Below are 19,040 nucleotides of genomic sequence, written 5' to 3'. Positions count from 1 at the left end.
CGGGCGACCCGTCAGGCGGCCTGCGCGTGCTGGCGCATCTGCGGCGGCAGCGGGGCCGTCACGCGGACGGGACGCGAGCCCGGACCGCCGACGTGCGAGAAGGGCTGCGTCCGCCAGTCGAGGCCCTGCGGGAGCGACAGGTGCACGATCGGGTCGAGTTCCTGCACGTCGTGCTGGAACCCGCCCACGGTCGGCAGCGCGTCGGAAGCCGGCCGGCCCGTACCCGCGCACACCGTGAGCCCGAACGGGTTCCACGGGGACGGGCAGAGGGCGTGCTGCGGCAGGTACTCCTCGTCCGCGACGAGGGCGATCGACTGGCCGCAGTCGGGGCAGATCGCGTGGTGGATCTCGAACCCCTCGGCCTCGTCGAGGTAGCCGTCCTCGTCGGAATCGAGCAGTTCCGGAGGCTCCGGTTCGATGCGACCGGCGCGCTTGGCGTTCAGCATGGATGTACTCCCCCTTGAATGGGCCGGGCGGGCAGGTTCTTCGGCCACGGCCACACCAAGCACTTCCCGTCGAGCGGCACGAGTAACCACAACCACCCCCGGTACGCCCCCGTACCCCTGTGGGCTTGGTCACATGCCCGCCGCAGGTGCCACCCAACCCGTGGACACCGCTGTGCCTGGAGCGGCATTGGGCAATAGGTTGAGCGGCTATGAGCGCAATGGAGGAGCTGGACCGCCAGATCGTTGATCTGCTCGTGCGGGACGGGCGAATGAGCTACACGGATCTGGGCAAGGCCACGGGACTGTCCACGTCGGCGGTCCATCAGCGAGTACGCCGCCTGGAGCAGCGCGGGGTGATCCGCGGCTATGCCGCCGTGGTCGACCCCGAGGCCGTCGGGCTGCCCCTGACGGCGTTCATCTCGGTCAAACCGTTCGACCCCAGCGCGCCGGACGACATCGCCGAACGCCTGGCGGGTGTCCCGGAGATCGAGGCCTGCCACAGCGTGGCCGGAGACGAGAACTACATCCTCAAGGTCCGTGTGGGCACGCCCCTGGAGCTGGAGGACCTGCTGGGCCGACTGCGCGCCCTGGCGCACGTCTCGACCCGCACGACGGTGGTGCTGTCCACTCCGTACGAGTCCCGCCCGCCCCGCGTGTGACGGCCCCCTGACCCCTCGTGGCCCCGCCCGGCCCCGGCTCCCCGCCCCGGGGGACCCGAGGTCGGGCCCGGCCGGCCGAGGCGGGAGACTGGGTCCCATGACTGACCGCACCGCCTCCGCCGACGCCGCCGGAGCCCCCGTACCCGACCGCACCGTCCTCCTTCGCGGCGGCGAGGTGCACAGCCCCGCCGACCCGTTCGCCACCGCGATGGTCGTCGAGCGCGGGCACGTCGCCTGGGTCGGCTCGGAAGGCGCCGCCGACGCCTTCGCCCAGGGCGTCGACGAGGTCGTCGACCTCGACGGGGCGCTCGTCACGCCCGCGTTCACCGACGCCCACGTGCACACCACCTCCACCGGTCTCGCCCTCACCGGACTGGACCTCTCCGACGCCCGCACCCTCGCGGACGCCCTGGACCGGGTACGGGCCCACGCCGAGCGCCGCCCCGACGACCGGGTGCTCCTCGGACACGGCTGGGACGCCGCCCGCTGGCCGGAGCGCCGCGCCCCGCGCCGCGAGGAACTGGACCGGGCCACCGGGGGCCGCCCGCTCTACCTCAGCCGCATCGACGTCCACTCGGCCGTGGTCACCACCGCGCTCCTCGACCTCGTCCCCGGGGGCGCGGGCCTCGTCGCCGGCGACGAGCCGTTGACCGCCGACGCCCACCACGCCGTACGCGCGGTCGCGCTCGGCGCCGTCGGCCCCGCCCAGCGCGCCGAGGCCCAGCGGGCCGCCCTGGACCGGGCCGCCTCCCTCGGCATCGGCTCCGTGCACGAGTGCGGCGGCCCGGAGATCTCCTCCCCGGAGGACTTCACCGCCCTGCTCGACCTCGCCCGCAGCCACCCCGGCCCGCGCGTCTTCGGCTACTGGGCCGATCGGGACCTCGACCTGGCCAAGCGGCTCGGCGCGGTCGGCGCCGCCGGCGACCTCTTCGTGGACGGCGCCCTCGGCTCCCACACCGCCTGCCTGCACGCCCCGTACACCGACGCGGCGCACACCGGCACCGGCTACCTGGACGCCCGTGACGTCGCCGCGCACGTCGCCGCCTGCACCGAACAGGGGCTCCAAGCCGGTTTCCACGCCATCGGCGACGCCGCGGTGAGCGCCGTCGTCGAAGGCGTCCGGGCCGCAGCCGACACGGTGGGCCTCGCCCGGGTGCGGGCCGCCCGCCACCGGGTCGAGCACGCCGAGATGATGACCCCGGCCACCATCGCCGCCTTCGCGGAACTGGGCCTCACCGCCTCCGTGCAGCCCGCCTTCGACGCGGCCTGGGGCGGCGAGGACGGCATGTACGCCGATCGGCTCGGCGTCGAGCGCGCCCGCACCCTCAACCCGTATGCGGCCCTGCTGAAGGCCGGCGTCCCGCTCGCCTTCGGCTCGGACGCGCCCGTCACCCCGCTCGACCCCTGGGGCACCGTCCGGGCGGCCGCCTTCCACCGCACCCCCGAGCACCGGATCTCCGTACGGGCCGCCTTCGCCGCCCACACCCGCGGCGGTTGGCGGGCCCTCGGCCGCGACGACGCCGGCATCCTCGTTCCCGGGGCCCCGGCCGACTACGCCGTCTGGCGGACCGAGGAACTGGTCGTCCAGGCCCCCGACGACCGGGTCGCCCGCTGGTCCACCGACCCGCGCTCGGGCACCCCGGGGCTGCCCGACCTGACCCCCGGCGGGGATCTGCCGGTGTGCCTGGCGACGGTCGTCGGCGGCCGGGAGGTTTTCGTACGCCCACAGGGGTGATCCGACCGGCCTCGGTTCGGTCCCGGCGGCCCGACCCGGATAGGTTCGGCCGGGTCCACCAACAGGACGTCCGTACCGGACGGATCCGTCCGCTCAGCGCACCCGCGCCTCGGGGGCGAGGGAAGGTTTCGCCGGCGGCTGGTGGCCCCAGGTCGGGGCCCGGCGGTCCAGTAGACAACGGTCACGGTGACCCGCAGCCAGCGGGAGCCGGGCCGGCCCGAAGGACCGCCGGCTCCGATCGCTGTTCTAAAATCATCCTGCTGTGACGGGACGTACGAGGCCGGCCGGACGAGAAACACGCAAGGGGACCCAGTGAGCGATGGCGGACAGCGGACCTACGGGCCGCTCGGCACCACCCTGGTGATCATTCCGACGTACAACGAGGCCGAGAACATCGGCCCCATCGTCGGCCGGGTCCGGGCCGCAGTCCCCGCAGCGCACATCCTGGTCGCCGACGACAACAGCCCCGACGGCACCGGCAAGCTCGCCGACGAGCTGGCCTGCGCCGACGAGCAGGTCCACGTGCTGCACCGCAAGGGCAAGGAAGGCCTCGGCGCCGCCTACCTGGCCGGCTTCGCCTGGGGCCTGGAGCACGGCTACGGGGTCCTCGTGGAGATGGACGCCGACGGCTCCCACCGACCCGAGGAACTGCCCCGGCTGCTCACCGCCCTCGGCAACGCCGACCTGGTCCTGGGATCCCGCTGGGTGCCGGGCGGCCGCGTGGTCAACTGGCCCAAGAGCCGCGAGATGCTCTCCCGCGGCGGTTCCACGTACTCCCGGCTGCTCCTGGACGTGCCGATCCGCGACGTGACCGGCGGCTACCGCGCCTTCCGCAGCGAGACGCTGGAGGGCCTGGGCCTGGAGGAGGTGGCCTCCGCCGGCTACTGCTTCCAGGTGGACCTGGCCCGCCGGGCCATCCGCCAGGGCTTCAGGGTCGTCGAGGTGCCCATCACCTTCGTCGAGCGCGAGTTCGGCGACAGCAAGATGAGCAGGGACATCGTGGTGGAGGCCCTGTGGCGGGTCACCCAGTGGGGCATCAAGGCCCGGGCCGCCAAGCTGACCGGCCGGCCCCCTTACCGAGACCCGTCTCCCCGAAACCCCTAAGGGATGTCCGATACCTCCGACTGAGGTCGCTTTTACACCGCCCCAGGCACACTGGTGACATGACGACCGGCATTTCGACGGCCCCACGACGGCGCTCGCCCGTCCGTACGCTGCTTCCCCTGGCGGTCGCCGCCTGGCTGATCCTGGAGATCTGGCTGCTCAGCCTGGTCGCCGGCGTCGCAGGCGGGCTGACCGTCGCCCTGCTGATCGCGGGCGGGATGCTGCTCGGCGCAGTGGTCATCAAGCGCGCCGGGCGACGGGCCTTCAAGAACCTCACCGACACCCTCCAGCGGGCGCAGCAGGGCCAGGCGCCCGAGCAGGCCAGGCAGCAGCCCGGTCAGGGCAACGGCCTGCTCATGCTCGCGGGCCTGTTCCTGATGCTGCCGGGCCTGATCTCCGACGCGGCCGGACTGCTCCTGCTGCTCCCGCCCGTCCGGGCTCTGATCAGCCGCCGTGCCACGCGCTCCCTGGAACGCAGGATGGCCGCGGCGCCCGCCGGCACCTTCGGCGACGCCTTCCAGCAGGCCCGGATCCGCCGGCCCGACGGCAAGGTCGTCCAGGGCGAGGTCATCCGCGAGGACCGACCGGGGCCCGGACCGGGCCAGGCCGGCCCGGACGTCGGCCACCGGCCGCCGCTGACCCCCTGAAGGCTGCCCCCCCCGAGCCGAACCCCCTGCCCCCCGAGCCGACCCGCTGAAGAGACGATCCTTGAGCCGGACGGCACGGGAACCGGACGGCACTCGAGTCGGACCAGCGCCGGACAAGCCGAGGGCCCCCGCCACGGATGTGGCGGGGGCCCTCGGCTTTGTTCTCAGTCCGGTTGTCAGGCGGACTTGCGGCTGTCCCGCGGATGCACGGCAATGTTCATGGCGCCGGAACGAAGGACCGCGAGCCTCTCGGCAAGCACTTCCTCCAGCTCCTCGCGGGTGCGTCGCTCCATGAGCATGTCCCAGTGCGTTCGCGCAGGCTTGCCCTTCTTCTCTTCGGGCCCGTCCCCGTCCACCAGGAGTGCCATGGCGCCGCACGCCTTGCACTCCCACTCCGGCGGAATTTCTGCCTCAACCGAGAACGGCATCTCAAATCGATGTCCGTTCTGGCATGCGTACTCCACCGCCTGGCGCGGGGCCAGATCGATGCCGCGGTCCGTCTCGTAGCTGGTAACCACGAGCCGCGTACCGCGGAGAGCTCGCTCACTCATGAATCGTGCCTCCCGGGCTTGTCGCCCACAGGACAGGTGTCGCTGTCGTCGTCATCCGGTCAACGTCCGGTCGGCGGTATAGATTCCCGCTCCGGGTCATGCGTCGCCCGTCGTACCGCCCCTTGTTGTACCCACCAGTGCCCGTTTTGTCACATCTGGCAGCAGATGTCACCCAACGTCCGCTCTTCTCGAGCGCGCAGTAACGGTCCGCCTGGCAGGCCAAAGGCGTACACTACCGGCCCTTGGCTTGAACGTCGAAATTCGTTCCGAATTCGTTCTCGGACCCGCTGTCAGATCCTCTCGGGAACAGGATTGCCCGCCGCCTCCACCGCGCGCCGCACCGGCACCCTCGCGAGCAGCACGAAACCCAGTGCGAAGAACACCACCAACGAGATGATCGCGTCCCGATAGCTGCCCGTGACCTGGTACGTCAGTCCGAAGACCAGCGGTCCGATCCAGCTCAGCCCCCGGTCGCTCATCTCGTAGGCGGAGAAGTACTCGGCCTCCTTGCCCGCCGGGACCAGGTGCGAGAACAAGGAACGCGACAGCGCCTGGCTCCCGCCCAGCACGAGCCCGATCATCGCCGCCAGCACGAAGAACCACACCGGTGTACGGGCGGGCAGGAAGTACCCGGCGGCCAGTGTCACCGTCCACCCGGCCAACGAACCGAGGATCGTCCGCTTGGCGCCGTACACGCGTGCCAGCCGGCCCATCCCCAGCGCGCCCGCCACCGCCAGGACCTGGACCAGCAGCACCGCCACGATCAGCGTGGACTGCTCCAGCTCCAGTTCCTCCGACCCGTAGACCGAGGCCTGGGAGATCACCGTCTGCACGCCGTCGTTGTAGATCAGGTAGGCCAACAGGAACGACAACGTCAGCGGATGGCGCCGCATGTCCTTCAAGGTGGCCACCAACTGCCGCCACCCGCTGACCGGCGGCGCGGCACCCGCCTCCCGGACCACCCCCCGGTCGCGCAGCCGGCGCAGCGGAATGATCGCGAAGGCGCCCCACCACAGGCCGGCGGAGGCCAGGCAGATGCGCACCGCCGCGCCCTCGGACAGCCCGAAGGAGTCGTGGCCCTGGTAGAGCACCAGGTTCAGGACCAGCACGAGGGCGCCCGAGGTGTAGCCGAAGGCCCAACCCCGCGAGGAGACGGTGTCCCGCTCGTCTGGAGCGGCGATCTGCGGCAGGAAGGCGTTGTACAACACCATCGACACCGCCAGCGAGGCGTTCGCCACGACGAGCAGGAACCCGCCGAGCAGATAGCGATCACCGTCGAGGAAGAACATCCCGGTCGTCGCCGCCGCGCCCGTGTACGCCGCCACCGCCAGCAGCGGCTTCCTGCGTCCGCTCCGGTCCGCGACGGCCCCGGCCAGCGGCATGATCAGCACGGCCAGCAGCACCGACGCGGAGACCGCGTACGCGAAGAAGGAACCGGCCCGGATCGGGATGCCGAGCGGGTGCACATAGCCCTCGACGTCCGCCGCGGCCCTGGTCACCGACGTCAGGTAGGGCCCGAGGAACACCGTGAGCACGCTGGTCGAGTAGACCGAGCAGGCGAAGTCGTAGAAGTACCAGCCGTGCTGTTCGCGTTTGCGGGCGGCGGCGCCGGCTCTGTCGCCCTCCGTTCCCGGTTCCGCTTCCTCCGGTGGAGATATGTCTCGCGCGCTCACTCCGGTGCCCCCTCGCTGTACGTACCGCCTCGGCCGCCGCGGCCCGCGCGGAGCCCGGAAGGGCCGTCAGGCCCAGGCTCTGCGCCGGTCCAGCACCGTGCGCAAGATGTCGATCCGGTCGGTCATGATGCCATCGACTCCCATGTCGAGAAGAGAGTCCATGCGTTCCGGTTCGTTCACGGTCCACACGTGCACCTGCAGTCCCCGCTCGTGCGCCGTCCGGACGAAACGCCGGTCGACCACCCGGACGCCCGCCTGCGTCTCCGGAACCTGCGCCGCCACCGCTCCCGCGCGCAGCGCCGCCGGGATCGCGAACGACCGCAGCCGCAGCCCCACCACGCCGCGCACCCCGTACGAGGTCGCCAGCCGGGGACCGGCGATCTTCTGGGCCCGGGCGACCCGGCTCTCCGAGAAGGAGCCCACGCACACCCGGTCCCAGACCCGGGCCCGCGCGATCAGGTTCACCAACGGGTACAGGGCGCTCTCCGCCTTGACGTCGACGTTCCAGCGGGCCTCCGGGAACTCCTCCAGGAGGTCCTCGAACAGGGCCAGGGGCTCGGTGCCCGCCACCCGGGCCTCCCGGATCCGCTTCCACGGCAGTTCGGCGATCCGCCCTCGCGCATCGGTGACCCGGTCCAGGGTGGAGTCGTGGAAGGCGACCAGCTTCCCGTCGACCGAGGCGTGCACATCGGTCTCGAAGTAGCGGTAACCCGCGTCGGCCGCCCGGCGGAAGGCGGCGGCGGTGTTCTCCAGCCCGTCCGCGGCCCCTCCCCGGTGAGCGAAGGGGATGGGTGCGGGGTGGTCCAGATACGGGTGCCGAAGGCGTACGTGCGTCACGGCGGCAGTATGCCCCCTGTCGCCGGTGGGACGGGAGCGTCCGGATGGCCGCGGGGTGAACGCGCCCGCGACGGGCCCCCGCCGCACCCCCATCAGCCCTCCCGAGAGCCCCCTGGCCGGAGTGGACTGCCCCGTGACACCCTGGATCACGCGGAACCAATCCAATGCCGCTCGCCCTCCGGGGTCGGACGGGGCCAATTCGACGAAGGTGGACCGGACAGCATGGCTCAGTGGACCTCGGCGGTCGGCGCCGCACAGCTCGCCCGCCTGATCACCTCGCAGCAGGGGCGCTCCGCCACGTCCGGCACGCGCAAACCGCCCGCCTACCGCAGCCTCGCCGACGGCATCCGGCTCCTCGTCCTCGAAGGGCGCGTCCCCGTCGCCGCCCGGCTGCCCGCCGAACGGGAGCTGGCCGTCGCGCTCACCGTCAGCCGCACCACCGTCGCCGCCGCCTACGAGGCGCTGCGCGGCGAAGGGTTCCTGGAATCCCGCCGGGGCGCGGGCAGTTGGACCGCCGTGCCCGCCGGGAACCCGCTTCCCGCCCGGGGCCTGGAACCCCTGCCGCCCGAGTCCCTCGGCTCGATGATCGACCTCGGCTGCGCCGCCCTGCCGGCCCCGGAGCCGTGGCTCACCAAGGCCGTCCAGGGAGCCCTGGAGGAACTGCCGCCGTACGCGCACACCCACGGCGACTACCCCGCCGGCCTGCCCGCCCTGCGCAGGATGCTCGCCGACCGCTACACCGAGCGCGGCATCCCCACCATGCCCGAACAGATCATGGTGACCACCGGCGCCATGGGTGCCATCGACGCCATCTGCAGCCTCTTCGCGGGGCGCGGCGAGCGCATCGCCGTCGAATCCCCGTCCTACGCCAACATCCTCCAGCTCATGCGCGCCGCCGGGGTGCGCCTCGTACCGGTGGCGATGGCCGCCGGGCTGAGCGGCTGGGACATGGACGTCTGGCGGCAGGTGCTGCGCGACTCCGCCCCGCGGCTCGCCTACGTGGTCGCCGACTTCCACAACCCCACCGGCGCCCTCGCCTCGGACGAGCAGCGCCGCGCGATGGTGGAGGCGGCCCGTTCGGCCGGCACCGTGCTCGTCGCCGACGAGACCATGGCCGAACTCCGGCTGGACCCGGACGTGGAGATGCCCCGTCCCGTCTGCTCCTTCGACCCCGCCGGCTCCACGGTCGTCACCGTCGGTTCCGCCAGCAAGGCCTTCTGGGCAGGCATGCGGATCGGCTGGGTCCGCGCGGCCCCCGACGTCATCCGCAGCCTGGTCGCGGCCCGCGCGTACGCCGACCTCGGCACGCCCGTGCTCGAACAGCTCGCGGTGAACTGGCTGATGCGGACCGGGGGCTGGGAGGAGGCCGTCGGGATCCGCCGCGACCAGGCCCGGGAGAACCGCGACGCGCTCGTCGCCGCGGTGCGTCGGGAACTGCCCGACTGGGAGTTCCAGGTGCCCCGGGGCGGCCTCACCCTGTGGGCCCGCGCGGGCGGACTGTCCGGGTCCCGGCTGGCCGAGGTGGGGGAGCGGGTCGGCGTACGGGTCCCCTCGGGCCCCCGGTTCGGCGTGGACGGGGCCTTCGAGGGCTACGTCCGGCTCCCGTTCACGGTCGGCGGCCCGGTGGCCGAGGAGGCCGCCTCGCGTCTCGCGGCGGCGGCCCGACTGGTCGGCACGGGCGCCGGCGGCAGCGGGGCGGAACCCCCGCGCACGTTCGTCGCGTAGGCCCTGTCGTCGAAGGGGCGCCGGGCCCGGCCCGATCGGCCAGGCCGTCCCCGGGGCCCCACTACGGCCCGACCGGCCACGGGCCGCGCGCGGGCGGTGTCTCCGCCGGCACCTCCGTGATCTCCCGGGCATCGATCGAGGGGGCCTGAGCCTGGGCCGGGGGCTGGACGATGTGCAGCGGCTTCGTCAGCGTGACGCGCTCCGCGACCGCCGTCGGCCGGGCCTGCCGCTCCGGCAGCAGCTCCAGCACCGCCTGACGGTGCGCCGGATGCGCGGCGTCGTCGTACGGGTCCGGGGTCGCGGGCACCTGCACCCGGTGCACGGGGCCCGTGCCGAGCCGCGCGTACCCGCGCCCGGGCGGCACCATCGCCGTCGGGGTGGTGTGCGGGGGCAGGCCGAGCACGTCGGCGATCTGCTGGATCGAGGCCGAGCCGAGCACGACGCGGGCCCGGGTGTGCTGCCAGACGGCGTCGTCGAGCAGCTCCAGGTGCTCGAACTGTTCCGCGACCACCACCGTGACGTGCGCGGCCCGACCGTGGCGCAACGGCACCTGGAGCCGCGCGAGGGGGTCGGGCCGCCCCTCGGCCGCCGCGAGGTGGGTGAGCACGCTGGGGCGGTCGAGCAGGATCCACAGGGGGCGCCGGGTGTCCTCGGGCAGCGGCCGACCCGCCTCGCGGGCCCGGTGGGTGGCGACGAGTCGTCGCTCGGTCTCGTGCGCGGCCCACTCCAGGGTGGCCGGTGCCCCCGCGGGGCCGCACTCGACGGCCAGGACGCCCGCGCGGCCGGAGAGACAGGAGTACTCGCCGCTGCCGCCACCCTCGACGATCAGCACGTCGCCGTCGTGGTGGAGCGCCTGGAGGGCGATGGAGCGCAGCAGGGTGGACGTCCCGCTGCCGGGTTGGCCGACGGCCAGCAGGTGCGGTTCGGTGGAGCGGGGCCCGGTGCGCCAGATCACCGGCGGCACGTCCCGGGTCTGTTCCCCCTCCACGACGGGCAGGGTGCGCCGGACGCCGCCCGCGTCGGTGAGGCCGAGGACGGTCTCGCCGGGGGAGGTGACGAACCGTTGCGCGGCGATGCCCGTCGGCAGCGCCTCCAGCACGCTCAGGTCGAGCTGGTTGGCCTCCTCGTCCCAGTCGAAGAGGTACTCCCGACCGCGCCCGGACTTGGAGTGCAACAGGGCCTCGATCCGGGCCCGCGAGGCGAGCTCACCGTCGGCGAAGTAGGCCGCCGGGTAGCGGATGCGGAGCCGGGTGACGCGGCCCGCGTCGTCGAAGGCGTGGCCGCTGAAGGCCCGGTCCCATTCCCCGCCGTGGGCGAAGAGCGGGTTCGGGTCCTCGGGGATGGAGAAGTACGGCACGAGGGCCTCGTAGAGGGAGGCGAGGCGCTCCGTCTCGGCTTCGCTGGGGCCGGTCTTGACAGGGGTGCGGTCGCGTCCGTGCCAGCCCGCCGCCGCCATCAGGCCCAGCAGGGCGATCAGCGGGCCGTACGGGACGAGCGCGACGACGAGGACGCAGGCGACTCCCAGGAACAGCGCGGGACCACGCTTGTCCTTGGGGGTGTCGGACCACTTGCGCCGCCCGGCGGCGGCCAGGACGCGCAGGCCGCGTGCGATGACGAGGAGCGGATGGAGGACGTCCGTGGCACCGTCGGCGGCCGTGCGGGCGAAGTCGCGGACCCGGGCCGGCGACACGGTGCCGCTGCTGAGGATGCGGGGGAGTGGGCGCCTGGCCACGGGCGTCTCCTGGAGTCGGGGTGGTGGCGGGACGGTGCGGTCGGGGGCCTGGGGCGTGTCGTCGAAGTCCCGCCCGCCGGCGGGCGGCCGGCAGGTGCCACTTCGACGACGTTCCCTAGAGCTTGATCCCGCCGAGAAGGCTCGCGAGGCTCGCGGTGCTCGCCGTGATGCTGGGGGCGATGGCGGAGCCGGCGAGGAAGAAGCCGAAGAGCGCGCACACGAACGCGTGCGACAGCTTCATCCCGTCCTTCTTGAAGAAGAGGAAGCAGATGATTCCGAGCAGGACGACACCTGAGATGGACAGGACCATGAGCAGTTCTCCTGGTGGGGTGGGGAAGGTCACCGTCAGTCCTTCCAGGCTCACAGCAAGTATCAATGCGACAAAAGGTGCATACGGGTGAATGCTCCAATTTTTCACTTGACTGGACCCGCCCGACTGGCGCGCCGGGCGATCAGGGGGTGGGGGTGATCCTTGCCTCGGGCCGCGCCCGTCATGTGTCGGATCGGGCGCTACTCTGACGCTTCACCCGCACGGACGCTGCGCCGTGCCTTGCCCAGCCCGCCGGCCTGGGGAAACGGGTGTCGTGACAGCGAAGCGAAAGGCGGTACGAACGATGAGCGAGCACACCCCGGAAGGCGCCGGCCCGCAGGGCGTTCCCGACGAGGACGTCATCGAACTGGCCACCAAGATCTTCGACCTCGCCCGCCAGGGTGACGCCGAGACGCTGGCCGCGTACCTCGACGCCGGGGTCCCGGCGAACCTCACCAACGACCGCGGCGACACCCTCGTCATGCTCGCCGCCTACCACGGCCACGCCGACGCCGTCACGGCCCTGCTCGCCCGCGGCGCCGAGGCCGACCGCGCCAACGACCGGGGCCAGACCCCGCTCGCGGGCGCCGTCTTCAAGGGCGAGGAGGCCGTCATCCGCGCGCTGCTCGCCGGTGGGGCCGACCCCGAGGCCGGTACCCCCTCCGCCGTGGACACGGCGCGCATGTTCGCCAAGGCCGACCTGCTGGAACTGTTCGGAGCCAAGTAGTCCGGTTTTGGCCGTGACCTGGCAAGGTCCGACCGGTCCCCTACCTCACGGGTTGGTCACGGCGGCCGTAAATGTGGTCGCGGTGCACAAACCGACTGGGTCATCATGGCGTCGGATTCGATTCGCGAACTTGACGGACGGGCAGGAGCGGGCTGGACACAAGAGGTGTCCATACCCTCCCTGCCGAACCGGCCGCCCTGGTCGCGGAGCACCGACGAGAGTGAGAAGGCAATGGTCTACATCGAGCGGAACATGACGGCGAACGTCCTCACATGCTGTTACGCGGCCCTGTGAATCCCGATTCCCGGTTGCGTCCCCAGCTTGATTTGAGGCCATTCCCATGTTCGAACCAGTCATAGCGCCAAGCGGCACCCTGCTCGGGCTCCTCCAGAGGGGCCGCGGCGACGGCACGCTGCACGCACTCGCGGCGCCCCGGGCGGAGGCCCTGGAGGCCCTCGACCAGTGCGTGATCAGCGATCCGCGCCAGGACTGGCAGGTCGAGAACCGCTCGCTCTACTACGCCCGGCTCTACCTCGATCTCGACGGCCCCCTCGGCGCCATCGAGAGCCACCTCTTCAGCGCCGACGACCTCCTCGACGAGGAGGACCACCGCACGGGGCTCGCCCTGTCCGTCCTGGGCCACCTCGCCTCGTACGGCCGTGACGACGCGCTCATGCTGCTGCGCCGCTACGCCGCCTCCGGCGCGAACTGGGCCTGGGCCCTCGACGAGCTCGCCCTGCGCGACGACGACGAGGGGTTGCGCTCCCTCGCGGGCCCCGTCGTCGCCCGCTTCCCCGTCACCGCCGAGGGCGAGGCGCGGCTGGCCGCCGCCATCCGCGACGCCTACGAACCCCGGCCCTGGTGCCTGTGGGAGGAGTCCGCCCCCCACGGGGAGCGACTGCGCGCCGCCCGCCGACAGGGTTCCTTCGACCGTTGGCAGCGCCAGCTCACCCCCAAGGGCCCGCAGCCCGGCTGGGGAGTCCAGGCCGTCTTCGACTGGGCCGCCGACGGACTGAGCCGCGGCACCCCGCTGCACGTCCCCGCGGCCCGCTGTCTGGCCGCCGTGGCCGCGCCCGAGGACCGCTCCGCGATCCTCGCCGCCGCGGCCGGCGCCTCGGGCGAGGCCGCCCGGGCCACCGCCCTGCACCACCTGGTCCTCGCCGAACCGGAGAACCCGGCCGTCCTGGACCTCATCGAAGCCGCCGGGGACGAGCCCGCCGTGGCCGCCTACGAACGCATGTGCGGCCCCGGGGCCGTGGATCGGGCACGCCGCTGGGTGCACCGCCCCGACGCCCTCGGAGCGGCCGCCGCGACCCTCCTCGCGGCCCGCGGCGGAGCCGAGGACGCCGGACTCGTCCTGGGCGCCCTGCGTTCCACGGTGCGCGGCTCGGGACCCGACACCCGGAGCCTGTTCGCCCTCGTCGACGGGGCCGGACGCCTCGCCATCGGCTGCGCGGCGCCCGTACTGCGCCACGTCTACCGCGAAACCGCCTCGTCCCACCTGCGCGGCCGCGTCGCCCGGGCCCTGGCCCAGACCGACCCCTCGTTCGCCGCCGGCTTCGCGGTGGAATGCCTGTGGGACTGCGAGGAGACCACCCGCGAGGTGGCCGCCCGCCACGCGGAGACGGCCGACGCCCGCGTCGCCCCCCGGCTGCGCCGCCTGGCGGCGGACCCGGCGGAGGAGGAGGACGTGCAGTCGGCGGTGCGCAGCCGCATCGCGCCGGAGTCCACGGTGTAGGCCGTCCCTTCCGGACCCCGGCGGTGTAGGCCGTCCCTCCCGGACCCCGGCGGACCCTTCTTCCGGACCCCGCCGGGCCATGGCGGGCGGCTCGCCGGGCCGCCCGCACCCCGGTGACACCCCGGGCGCCTCACAGACCCCGCACGAAGCGGATCGTCACCCCCGGCCGGGCCTGCGCCGCCGCGTCCAGGGCGGGGCCCGCGGGAACCACGCCCACCACGGGATAGCCGCCGGTGACCGGGTGATCGGCCAGGAAGACCACGGGGAGCCCGTCCGGCGGGACCTGGACCGCGCCCAGGACCATCCCCTCGCTCGGCAGCTCCCCGATCCGGCGCCGTACCAGCGCCGGACCCCCCTCGGTGCGCAGCCCGATCCGGTTGGACCTCGCCGAGACCCGGTACGGGGCCCGGAGCAGCCGGGCCACCGAGTCCGGCTCGAACCAGTCGGCCCTCGGACCCGGCCCCAGCGGCAGCACCAGCTCCGTCGGCGGCCCCGGCACCCCCAGGGCGTCGACCCCGCGCACCGGGTCCCGGCCCGGCGGCCCCACCGGCAGCAGTACGCCCGCCGACAGCACCGGCGGCCCCAGGCCCGACAGCAGGTCCGTGGCCCGGCTCCCCAGCACCGGGGGCACGGCGAACCCGCCGCGCACCGCGACGTAGCCGCGCAGCCCCGACTCGGCCGCCCCCACCTCCAGCACCGCCCCCGCCCGCAGCGGGACAGGCGCCCCCCAGGCCACCGGGCGCCCCGAGACCCGTACCGCGCAGGGCGCCCCCGTGACCGCCACCGTGACCGGGCCGGACGCCCGCAGCGCGACCCCGTCGAGGGTGGTCTCCAGCGTCGCCGCGCCCGGGGCGTTGCCCAACAGCCGGTTGGCCAGGGTGTGCGCCCCGACGTCCAGCGCACCCGAACGGGGGACGCCCAGGTGCGCGTACCCCGGCCGGCCGAGGTCCTGGACGGTGGTCAGCGCACCCGCCCGCACCACCAGCAGCCCGCTCACGACCCCGCCTCCTCGAACCGCACCCGCACCCCCGGCGCGAACAGCGCCGCCGGCTCCCGCCCCGCGTCCCACAACACGGCCCCGGTGGTTCCGATCAACTGCCAGCCACCGGGGGAGGAGCGCGGGTAGACCCCCGCGTAGGCGCCCGCCAGGGCCAGCGAGCCCGCCGGCACGGCCGTACGCGGCGTGGCCCGTCGAGGCAGGTGGAAGCGCTCGGGGAGCCCGGTCAGGTACCCGAAACCGGGCGCGAACCCGCAGAACGCCACGCGGAACTCGACCGACCCCACGATCCCCGGCACCTCACCCGGCCCCACCCCCCACAGCCGTGCGACCTCCGCCAGGTCCGGCCCGTCGTAGCGGACCGCGACACTGATCAGCGGCCCCTCGCTCCCCGCGAGCGGCGGCACCTCCCACCCGGCGATCCGGGCCGCCAACGCGGCGGGCTCCGCCACCCCGTCCAGCAGGACCGTCCGCGCGGCGGGCACGATCTCCCGTACGCCGCCCAGTTCCGCACGCCGCCGCAGCAGTTCGGCGTGCAGCGCGGCCACCTCCTGCGCCGAGTCCGCCTCCAGCAGCAGCGCCCGGCCGCCCACCGCGAGCGCCCTCACGCGAACGCCTCCACCCGTACCCCGGCCGCGCCCAGGGCCCGGCGCACCCGCAGGGCGAGGTCCGCCGCCCCCGGCGTGTCCCCGTGCAGGCACAGCGAACGCGCCGGCACGGCCACCGGGGACCCGTCGATCGCGGTCGCGGACCGCTCGGCGGCCATCCGCACCGCGCGCGCGACCACAGCGTCGGGGTCGTGCACCACCGCCCCCGGCTCGCCGCGCGGCACCAGCGTCCCCGCCGCCGTGTACGCCCGGTCCGCGAACGCCTCCGGCACGGCGGTCAACCCCGCCTCCCCGGCGGCGGACAGGAGCAGCGACCCGGGCAGGCCCAGGACCGGCAGCCCGCCCGTACCGGCCGCCATCCGCACGCCCGCGACGACCGCCCCCGCCTGCCCCGCGTCGCGCACGGTGCGGTTGTACAGGGCGCCGTGCGGCTTCACGTACGACACCCGGGAACCGGCCGCCCGCGCGAACACCTCCAGCGCCCCGATCTGGTACGCCACCTCGTCCGCCAGTTCGCCCGCCGGCACGTCCATCGCCCGCCGGCCGAAACCCGCGAGGTCCCGGTAGGAGACCTGCGCCCCGATCCGAACCCCCCGCTCGGCGGCCAGCTCGCACACGCGACGCATGATGGACGGATCCCCGGCGTGGAAACCACAGGCCACGTTGGCGCTCGTGACGACGGACAACAGCGCCTCGTCGTCGGTCAGCGTCCAGCGACCGAAGCCCTCGCCGAGATCGGCGTTGAGGTCGATCACGGGCGGGTGCGCGGGCGTGGCCATCGGTGTGATCATGGAAGCCATGCGGTGAGCGTAGAACAGCGCCCGCTCCGAGCGACCGGGGACGATCCGGCCGAACCATGCCGTTTGGGATGTTGTCCGTGTCAGCGCCTAGTCTTTCCGTCGTGACTCTCCCTGCCCCGGCGAAGACCCTTCCGTCCCCGGCGCCGGGCCCGGCCGCCGACGAGGGCCTGGCCCGGCGGCTGCGCGCCCTCGCCTGCACCGCCCCGCTCCACGACCTCGACGTGCGCAAGGCCAATCTGGCCGGCGAGTACGGGGTCTACGCGATGGCCGAGGTCGCCCTGTCCGCGATCGACCTGGTCACGCTCAACATGGACTTCGACACCGGCGCGGACCACGAGCAGATAGTGGCCAGGCTGCTGCCGCGCGTCGCGGCACAGGCGCCCGCCCGGCCGGTCGCCGAGCACGAGCGGGTGGCCCGCTGGGTCCTGGAGAACCTGATCAACGTCGGCAGCGTCGACCGGGGCTTCCGGGCGATCTACGGCACCTTCGGCCCGGACGGCGTCTACGTCCGCCGCGACTACGACTTCAAGCTGATCGAAGAGGTCCCCGGCCACGGCGGGGCCGTCTACCTGCGCACCACCGACGAGGCCGTCAACGTCCTCGTCGGAGCCCTCGACACCGACGTCACGAGCGCGCAGATCGCCGCCGAGGTCAAGCTGGAGGTGCTGATCAGCCGGGGCCGCCTCGCGGACGCCCAACTGGCCGCCGAACAGGCGCGCTACCGCACCGTCCAGTACGCCGAGACCCTGCGCCGCACCCTGGACGCCACCCGCCGCAACGTCCGCGCCGTGGACTGGCTGGAGGCCGTCCCGGACATGATCGCCGAAGCGCTGGACCACGTCGCCGACCGCTACCGGCACGAGAACGCGATCCTGACCAACATCCGCAAGGCACGCGACGAGGCCGAGGACCCCGACAACAAGCGGCGCGCCGCCGAACTCGTCGACATCGTCAAGGACTGCATCCGCCGCCACACCCAGCTCCAGTCCCGGCTGCTCGACGCCGGTCCGCTCTTCCGAGCCGAACAGGACCGCCAGGCCTTCGCCGCCCCCGCGCCGCGCACCGGCATCGACCTGTACGGACAACTCGTCTCCCCGGTCCTGCCGCTGCCGCTGGAGCAGGCGACACGGGTCACCGACGCCTTCTTCGCGGCGGGCACGGGACTGCGCACCCCCGTCTCGGTCCGGATGACGGACCTGGTCGAGATCCTGCTGACCCCGCCCCAGGAACGCGAACACCTCGGCGTGGAGATGCCCGAACCGGACCTCATCGCCACCCCCGACGACAGCCGGTTCAGCGAGGAACAACTCGCCGCCGCCATGAAGCTGCTGGACCTGCCGCACGACGCCCCGCGCCGGCTCTCCGGCCTGCTCGCCGAGGCCCGGCGCGAGGACCCCGACCTGCCGTACCTGGTGGCACTCCTGGCCGTCCACGCGGCGAGCCCCGCCGTGGGCACGGCCTACCGCCAGGGCGAGGAACGACTGCTGTTCGCCGTGGACGACGGCGCCGAACTCGACGACCCGGAGTTCGGCGGCGCCGACCTGATCGTCGGCACCGCGCTCCTCGACTCCGCGGCGATGACCGCGGACCGCACGGAGGCGGCGTGAGCACCACCCGCGTCACCGCCACCGGCGCGACCACCGCCCCGGCGCGGGCCGACCGCGGCCCGGACGGCTCGCGGCCCCCGTCGCACGCACTCCCGCGGCCCCGGCGGCTTGCCGCCCCCCGGCCCGGCGCCGACCCGGCCCCCGCCCACCGAGACCACCACCCGTACCGCATTGCCGAGGAGCCGCACCCGTGAGCGAGACCCACGCCGAGCACCCCGCGTGGAGCGAGCCCGACGCGGCGTCGGCTCCGACCGGGACCACCCACCCCGTGACCCCGGCGGACGCCGCCGACGCGGCGCGCCTCGTCGCGTTCGGACTCCAGCCCAAGCTGCTGCCCGCCCGCGACGCCGAGTACGCCGAACTGCTGCGCCGCTACCGCGAGGAACCCGCCTTCGGCCGCCTCGCCGACGCGGTCGCCACCGGCCTCGGCCTGATCGTGCTGGAGGTCTCCCCCCGCGCCGGCATGGCCGTGGCCGCAGGCGAGGACTCCGTCTTCGCCGTCCGGATGGGCGACTACGCCCGCCGCACCACCGCCGACGGCGGCGACCGCTTCCTGCACGGCCTCGCCCACCTCGCCGTCGCAGCCCTCGCCTTCCCGCGCCCCGAGGACCTCGCCGACGACGGCTACATCGGCCGGATCACCGTCAACGGCGTCGACGCCTTCGTCCGGCAGACCTGCCGGCGCCTCGAAGAGCGCGCCGACGAACTCGGCGAGAACACCGACCCCGCCTCCGACGCCCCCGGCCTGGAGGCCGGCTGGCGGGTCTACGCCCGCCGCTCCGCCACCGGCGCCACCAAGGACGCCCGCCGGCTCGCCGGCTCCACCACCGGCATCGTCGGCAAGGCCGCCGCGTTCCTCACCGAATCCGGCTTCCTCCAGCGCACCGGCGACGACGCCGGAGGCACCTACCGCACCACCCCCCGCTACCAGCTCCAGGTCCGCGACATGGCGGGCAGCGCGGCCATGGCCGAACTGCTGGAACTCGGCGTGGTCCCCGTCAGCGACGGCTCCGCCACCCTGCTGCCGCCGCCCGAGGGCGACGACCTGGAGCTCGCCGCCGACGCCGGACTCCCCTTCCACGCCTGAGCGAGCCACCGCGCCACCTGTCCTCCGTACGACCCACGAGAGACCACGAGAGTCCGC

At 73.9% G+C, this 19,040-nt stretch carries 19 protein-coding genes; 10 read left to right on the top strand and 9 right to left on the bottom strand.

Annotated features, from left to right (window positions below):
• Window positions 1–11: 11 nt before the first annotated feature.
• Window positions 12–446, bottom strand: coding sequence for a hypothetical protein (locus tag ACFYW3_RS16280; RefSeq protein ID WP_351752517.1), 435 nt, complete (start codon window positions 444–446; stop codon window positions 12–14).
• A gap of 218 nt (window positions 447–664) precedes the next feature.
• Between ACFYW3_RS16280 and ACFYW3_RS16275 the strand changes: the two genes are divergently transcribed.
• From ACFYW3_RS16275 to fxsA, 4 genes are all read left to right on the top strand, one after another.
• Complete coding sequence (locus ACFYW3_RS16275) at window positions 665–1,105, top strand: Lrp/AsnC family transcriptional regulator (RefSeq protein ID WP_351375600.1); 441 nt, start codon at window positions 665–667, stop codon at window positions 1,103–1,105.
• A gap of 97 nt (window positions 1,106–1,202) precedes the next feature.
• On the top strand, window positions 1,203–2,840 hold the full coding sequence (locus ACFYW3_RS16270) for an amidohydrolase (RefSeq protein ID WP_351752520.1): 1,638 nt from the start codon (window positions 1,203–1,205) through the stop codon (window positions 2,838–2,840).
• A 312-nt stretch (window positions 2,841–3,152) separates the two neighbouring features.
• Window positions 3,153–3,944 carry a polyprenol monophosphomannose synthase gene (locus ACFYW3_RS16265; RefSeq protein WP_351752523.1) on the top strand — a complete coding sequence of 264 codons (792 nt, stop codon included), beginning with the start codon at window positions 3,153–3,155 and terminating at the stop codon, window positions 3,942–3,944.
• A 59-nt stretch (window positions 3,945–4,003) separates the two neighbouring features.
• Window positions 4,004–4,591 (top strand): FxsA family membrane protein, encoded by a 588-nt coding sequence (gene fxsA / locus ACFYW3_RS16260; protein WP_389386614.1) that lies wholly within the window; start codon window positions 4,004–4,006, stop codon window positions 4,589–4,591.
• Between the two features lie 176 nt (window positions 4,592–4,767).
• On the opposite strand, the gene ACFYW3_RS16255 is transcribed toward fxsA, so the two are convergent.
• The 3 genes from ACFYW3_RS16255 to ACFYW3_RS16245 form a co-directional block, all read right to left on the bottom strand.
• Window positions 4,768–5,142: an RNA polymerase-binding protein RbpA gene (locus tag ACFYW3_RS16255; protein ID WP_007262928.1), complete on the bottom strand. Its 375-nt coding sequence runs from the start codon at window positions 5,140–5,142 to the stop codon at window positions 4,768–4,770.
• Between the two features lie 290 nt (window positions 5,143–5,432).
• Window positions 5,433–6,800, bottom strand: coding sequence for an MFS transporter (locus tag ACFYW3_RS16250; RefSeq protein WP_351760832.1), 1,368 nt, complete (start codon window positions 6,798–6,800; stop codon window positions 5,433–5,435).
• 81 nt (window positions 6,801–6,881) lie between these two features.
• On the bottom strand, window positions 6,882–7,652 hold the full coding sequence (locus ACFYW3_RS16245; RefSeq protein ID WP_389386613.1) for a glycerophosphodiester phosphodiesterase family protein: 771 nt from the start codon (window positions 7,650–7,652) through the stop codon (window positions 6,882–6,884).
• Window positions 7,653–7,874: 222 nt separating this feature from the next.
• On the opposite strand from ACFYW3_RS16245, the gene ACFYW3_RS16240 reads away from it, so the two are divergent.
• Window positions 7,875–9,377, top strand: coding sequence for a PLP-dependent aminotransferase family protein (locus ACFYW3_RS16240; RefSeq protein ID WP_389386612.1), 1,503 nt, complete (start codon window positions 7,875–7,877; stop codon window positions 9,375–9,377).
• 61 nt (window positions 9,378–9,438) lie between these two features.
• Here the strand turns inward: ACFYW3_RS16240 and ACFYW3_RS16235 are convergent, their stop codons facing one another.
• Window positions 9,439–11,109 carry a hypothetical protein gene (locus ACFYW3_RS16235; RefSeq protein ID WP_389386611.1) on the bottom strand — a complete coding sequence of 557 codons (1,671 nt, stop codon included), beginning with the start codon at window positions 11,107–11,109 and terminating at the stop codon, window positions 9,439–9,441.
• Window positions 11,110–11,224: 115 nt separating this feature from the next.
• Entirely contained in the window at window positions 11,225–11,419 is a 195-nt protein-coding gene (locus tag ACFYW3_RS16230; RefSeq protein WP_008743136.1) for a hypothetical protein, read from the bottom strand.
• A gap of 304 nt (window positions 11,420–11,723) precedes the next feature.
• On the opposite strand from ACFYW3_RS16230, the gene ACFYW3_RS16225 reads away from it, so the two are divergent.
• Both ACFYW3_RS16225 and ACFYW3_RS16220 read left to right on the top strand, forming a co-directional pair.
• On the top strand, window positions 11,724–12,146 hold the full coding sequence (locus ACFYW3_RS16225) for an ankyrin repeat domain-containing protein (protein ID WP_267799453.1): 423 nt from the start codon (window positions 11,724–11,726) through the stop codon (window positions 12,144–12,146).
• A gap of 340 nt (window positions 12,147–12,486) precedes the next feature.
• A complete protein-coding gene (locus ACFYW3_RS16220; protein ID WP_389386610.1) occupies window positions 12,487–13,884 on the top strand; it encodes a HEAT repeat domain-containing protein in 1,398 nt (465 codons plus the stop codon).
• Window positions 13,885–14,014: 130 nt separating this feature from the next.
• On the opposite strand, the gene ACFYW3_RS16215 is transcribed toward ACFYW3_RS16220, so the two are convergent.
• From ACFYW3_RS16215 to ACFYW3_RS16205, 3 genes are read right to left on the bottom strand one after another with little or no spacing between them, the layout of a single operon-like run.
• Window positions 14,015–14,881: a biotin-dependent carboxyltransferase family protein gene (locus ACFYW3_RS16215; RefSeq protein WP_389386609.1), complete on the bottom strand. Its 867-nt coding sequence runs from the start codon at window positions 14,879–14,881 to the stop codon at window positions 14,015–14,017.
• Complete coding sequence (locus ACFYW3_RS16210) at window positions 14,878–15,489, bottom strand: allophanate hydrolase subunit 1 (RefSeq protein WP_351760811.1); 612 nt, start codon at window positions 15,487–15,489, stop codon at window positions 14,878–14,880. Before ACFYW3_RS16210 ends, ACFYW3_RS16215 begins: the two co-directional genes overlap by 4 nt.
• Window positions 15,486–16,244: a LamB/YcsF family protein gene (locus tag ACFYW3_RS16205; protein WP_389386755.1), complete on the bottom strand. Its 759-nt coding sequence runs from the start codon at window positions 16,242–16,244 to the stop codon at window positions 15,486–15,488. Before ACFYW3_RS16205 ends, ACFYW3_RS16210 begins: the two co-directional genes overlap by 4 nt.
• Window positions 16,245–16,345: 101 nt before the next feature.
• Here ACFYW3_RS16205 and ACFYW3_RS16200 point away from each other — a divergent pair, with 101 nt between their 5' ends.
• From ACFYW3_RS16200 to ACFYW3_RS16190, 3 genes are read left to right on the top strand one after another with little or no spacing between them, the layout of a single operon-like run.
• Entirely contained in the window at window positions 16,346–17,896 is a 1,551-nt protein-coding gene (locus ACFYW3_RS16200; protein ID WP_389386608.1) for a hypothetical protein, read from the top strand.
• Complete coding sequence (locus ACFYW3_RS16195) at window positions 17,893–18,090, top strand: hypothetical protein (protein WP_389386607.1); 198 nt, start codon at window positions 17,893–17,895, stop codon at window positions 18,088–18,090. The genes ACFYW3_RS16200 and ACFYW3_RS16195 overlap by 4 nt, the downstream gene beginning before the upstream one ends.
• Window positions 18,087–18,983, top strand: a complete 897-nt coding sequence (locus ACFYW3_RS16190) for a hypothetical protein (RefSeq protein WP_053681823.1) — start codon at window positions 18,087–18,089, stop codon at window positions 18,981–18,983. The genes ACFYW3_RS16195 and ACFYW3_RS16190 overlap by 4 nt, the downstream gene beginning before the upstream one ends.
• Window positions 18,984–19,040: the final 57 nt, after the last annotated feature.

Origin of the sequence: Streptomyces sp. NPDC002602 (assembly GCF_042889445.1) — a bacterium.
Classification (GTDB): Bacteria; Actinomycetota; Actinomycetes; order Streptomycetales; family Streptomycetaceae; genus Streptomyces.
The sequence above is the reverse complement of the archived record's forward strand: the minus strand, read 5'-3'. Positions and strand labels throughout refer to the sequence as shown.